The following is a 4,601-nucleotide window of genomic DNA, read 5'->3' on the forward strand; positions in this document are numbered from 1 at the left end:
TGGTTCACCGCACTGCCCCGCACCACCGCCAGCACCCGGTGCCCGTTGCGCACCGCGTCCGACAGCCGCTCGACCAGCAGCAGGCCCACGCCCTCCGCCGCGCCCATGCCGTCGGCCGTCGCGGCGAAGGCCTTGCTCCGTCCGTCCGGTGCCAGGCCGCGCTGACGGGAGAACTCCACGAAGAAGTCCGGGGTGGACATCGCCGTCACCCCGCCGGCCAGGGCGAGGTCGCACTCGCCCGAGCGCAGCGCGTTCGCCGCCAGGTGCAGCGCGACCAGCGACGACGAGCACGCGGTGTCCACCGTCAGCGCCGGGCCCTCCAGCCCGAACGTGTAGGCCACGCGGCCCGAGGCGACGCTCGTGGCGTTGCCGGTGAGCACGTGCCCTTCGACGCTGGCGGGCATCCCGCCCGTCGCGTAGTCGTGCCCCGCCATCCCGGCGAAGACGCCGGTCCGGCTGCCGCGCAGCGACCGCGGGTCGATCCCGGCCCGCTCGAAGGTCTCCCACGCCGTCTCCAGCAGCAGGCGCTGCTGCGGGTCCATCGCCAGCGCCTCACGCGGCGAGATCCCGAAGAACTCGGCGTCGAAGTCGGCCACACCGGACAGGAACCCGCCCCGGCGCACATAGCTCTTCCCGGAGGCCTCCGGGTCGGGGTCGAAGAGCCCGGCCACGTCCCAGCCGCGGTCGCCCGGGAAGTCGCCGATCGCGTCACCCCCGGCGGTGACCAGCTCCCAGAGGTCCTCGGGGGACGCGACACCGCCCGGGAAGCGGCAGCCCATCGCGACGATCGCCACCGGTTCGTCGGCGCGGACCGCCGTGAGCGCGGCGGCCGGCGCCTCGGCGGGCGCCGTCCCGCCCCGGGCGGCCGCGGCGAGGAAGCCGGCGAGCCGCAGCGGCGTCGGGTGGTCGAAGACCAGGGTGGACGGCAGCCGCAGACCGGTGGCGCCGTTGAGCCGGTTGCGCAGCTCGACACCGGTCAGCGAGTCGAAGCCGAGCTCCCGGAAGGCCGTCTCGGGGCGCACGCTCTCGGCCGAGTCGTGGCCGAGCACCACGGCCGCCTCCGTCCGCACCAGGCGCAGCGCGAGGTCGACGCGCTCCTCGGCGGAGGCGCCGGCCAGTCGCCGGGCCCATGGCAGGGCGCCGTCGGAGGCCGCCGTGCGGCGCGGCGCCGCCGGACCGGCGAGCGCCCGCAGCAGCGGCGGCAGGGGGCCGGTGGTGGTGCGCAGCGCCGCGAGGTCCAGCCGCGCCGGGACGAGTGCCGCCTCGGGGCGCTGCCACGCGGCGTCGAACAGGGCGAGCCCCTGCGGCGTCGAGAAGGGCAGCAGTCCGCCGCGGGCGAGCCGCTTCAGGTCCGCCGCGCCGAGGTGGCCGGTCAGTCCGGTGCGCTCGGCCCACAGGCCCCAGGCCAGGGAGGTGGCCGGCAGGCCCCGGGCGCGGCGGTGGTGCGCGAGGGCGTCGAGGTAGGCGTTGGCCGCGGCGTACGCGGCCTGGCCGGGGGTGCCGAGGACGCCGGCGGCCGAGGAGTACAGCACGAAGGCGGACAGCTCGGTGTCGCGGGTGAGGTCGTGCAGGTTGGCGGCGCTCGCGGCCTTGGCCCGCAGGACGCGGTCGACCTGCTCCGCCGTCAGTGCGTCGACCAGCCCGTCGTCGAGCACGCCGGCCGCGTGGACGACGGCGGTGAGCGGGTGCTCGGCGGGGATCGCGGCGAGCACCCGGGCGAGGGCCTCGCGGTCGGCCGCGTCGCAGGCCTCGATCCGCGCCTCGGCGCCCAGCTCGGCGAGTTCGGCGGCCAGCGCGGCCGCGCCGGGGGCGTCCGTGCCGCTTCGGCCGAGCAGGAGGAGGTGCCGGACGCCGTGCCGGGTGACCAGGTGCCGGGCGAGGTGGCGGCCGAGGGTGCCGGTGCCACCGGTGATCAGCACGGTCCCGTCGTCGGCGAGCGGCTGGGGCAGGGTCAGTACGACCTTGCCGATGTGCCGGGCGCGGCTGACGAAGCGCACCGCCTCGCGGGCGTGGCGCAGGTCGAAGGTGCGGACCGGCAGCGGGTCCAGGGCGCCCGCCTCGAAGAGCGCCGTGAGCTCGGCGAACAGTTCGGCGATCCGGTCCGGTCCGGCGTCGATCAGGTCGAACGCCCGGTAGCGGACGTCCGGGCGGTCGGCCGCGACGGCCTCCTGGCCGCGCACGTCCGTCTTGCCCATCTCGACGAACCGGCCGCCGTCCGCGAGCAGGCGCAGCGAGGCGTCCACGAACTCCCCGGCGAGCGAGTTCAGGACGACGTCGGCGCCCCGGCCGTCGGTGGCCTCGGCGAAGCGCCGCTCGAAGCCGGTGTCGCGGGAGGAGGCGATCCGGTCCTCGGACACGCCGAGCCCCCGCACGACCGGCCACTTCGCGGGGCTCGCGGTGGCGAGGACGGTGGCGCCCCAGTGCCGGGCGAGCTGGACGGCGGCCATGCCGACCCCGCCGGCCGCGGCGTGGACGAGGACGGTCTCGCCGGGCCGCAGCCCGCCGAGGTCGCGCAATCCGTACAGCGCGGTCAGGAAGACCACCGGCACGGCGGCGGCCCGGGCGTACGACCAGTCGGCGGGCATCCGGGCCAGCAGGCGGTGGTCGGTGACGGCCAGCGGGCCGAAGGCGCCGTCGAACAGGCCCATCACCCGGTCGCCGGGCGCGAGCGCGGTGACACCCGGGCCGACCTCGGTCACGACGCCCGCCGCCTCGGCGCCGACGACCGCCCGGCCGGGGTACATGCCGAGCGTGATCAGCGCGTCGCGGAAGTTCACGCCGGCCGCGCGCACCGCGACCCTGACCTGACCGGCGGCGAGCGGTTCGGCCGCGGCCGGGTGGTCGACGACGGCGAGGGCGTCGATGGTGTGCCGCGCGCCGGACTCGACGCGCCAGGGCGCGGGCCCGTCGGGCAGCGCCAGCGCCTCGCCGGCGCCGGCCCGGACCAGCCGCGGGGTCAGCACGGTGCCGTCGCGGACGATCGCCTGGGCCTCGCCGGACGCCAGGACGGCGCGCAGCAGGTCCGCGGGGAGCCCGGGGTCGGCCCGGTGCGGGTCGTGGTCGAGGTCCACGAGGACGAAGCGGTCCGGATGCTCGGTCTGGGCGCTGCGGACGAGGCCCCAGACCGCCGCGTGCGCGGGCTCGGGGACGTCCTCGGACGCGTCGGCCGCGATCGCGCCCCGGGTGACGACCACCAGGCGGGCGGTGGCGAGGCGGTCCTCGGCGAGCCAGCCCCGGAGGGTGTCGAGGACGGTGCGGACGGCGACCGGGACGGCGGCGGGCCCGGTGCCGTCAGCGGGCGGGCAGGGCAGGACGGCGACGTCGGTTCCGGCCTCGGCGGCCGCGGCCGCGTCGGGGTGGGTGAGGAGGCCGTGGTCCGGGTGGCCGGGAAGGCCGTGGTCGGGGTGGGCCGGCCGGTCGGCCGACGGCGCGCCGAGCAGCGCCCAGCGCTGCCGCGGGTCGGACTCCGCCGCCGGCAGGCCCGTCTCCGTCCAGTCCACCCGGTGCAGCCAGGCCGGGTCGGCGGCGGCCCGGCCGGCGAGCCCCCCGGGGGTCAGCGGCCGCAGCACGAGCGACTCGGCGCGCACCACCGGCGAGCCGCCGCGGTCGGTGGCCAGCAGCGACACCGACTCGCCGCCGGTGCGCCGCAGCCGCACCCGCAGGGCGGTGACGGGCTCGGCGGTCGGCTCCCTGGTCGCCCCCGCCCAGGCGAAGGGCAGCAGGGTGCTGCCGGAGGCCTCCACCGCGTCCAGCGCGGTGAGGTGCAGGGCGGCGTCCAGGAGCGCGGGGTGCAGGTGGAAGCCGTGCTCGTCCCGGGCGGTTTCGTCCGGGGCGCCCGGCAGCTCGACCTCGGCGAACAGGTCGTCGCCCTGCCGCCAGGCGGCCCGCAGTCCCTGGAAGGCGGGGCCGTAGTCGTAGCCGAACTCGGCCAGGCGCTCGTAGAGCGCGGTGGTGTCGACGGCCTCGGCCTGCGGGGGCGGCCACGGGAGGAGGTCGTCGGCGACGGCCTGCGGCGGGGTGGCGGAGAGGCTGCCGGTGGCGTGCCGGGTCCACGGCTCGTCCTCGGCGGCGGCCTCGGGCCGGGAGTGGACGGCAAGGGCCCGGACGCCGGTCGCGTCGGGCGCGGCGAGTGCCACGTGCAGCCGTACTCCGCCCTGGTCCGGCAGCACGAGCGGCTCGTGCAGGGTGAGTTCGTCGACTACCGGGGAGCCGGCCTCGGCACCGGCCCAGGCAGCGAGTTCGAGGAAGGCGGTGCCCGGCACCAGGGCCGTGCCATGCACGGCGTGGTCGGCGAGCCAGGGGTGGGCGGGAACGGACAAGCGTCCGGTGAACGACGTGCCGCCGTCCTCTGGCGAGCGCACGGCGGCGCCCAGCAGCGGGTGGCCGGCCGCGACGACGCCGAGGTCGTGCGCGGCGCCCGCGATGGGCGGGGCGTCGAGCCAGTAGCGCTCGCGCTGGAACGGGTAGGTCGGCAGGTCGGCCTGAGGGCCGGTGGGGAGGAGGGTAGTCCAGTCGACGGGCAGGCCCGCGACGAAGGCGGCGGACAGCGCCGTCACCAGCCGCTCGGGGCCGCCCTCGTGGCGGCGCAGGGTCTCCAGCAC

The 4,601-nt window shown here is 78.0% G+C and carries 1 protein-coding gene; it reads right to left on the reverse strand.

From position 1 onward, the window contains the following. A partial coding sequence (locus ACFVFS_RS40575; RefSeq protein WP_380630142.1) for an SDR family NAD(P)-dependent oxidoreductase occupies positions 1–4,601 on the reverse strand: 4,601 nt, incomplete at both ends.

The organism is Kitasatospora sp. NPDC057692, from assembly GCF_042799475.1.
Taxonomy (GTDB): domain Bacteria; phylum Actinomycetota; class Actinomycetes; order Streptomycetales; family Streptomycetaceae; genus Kitasatospora.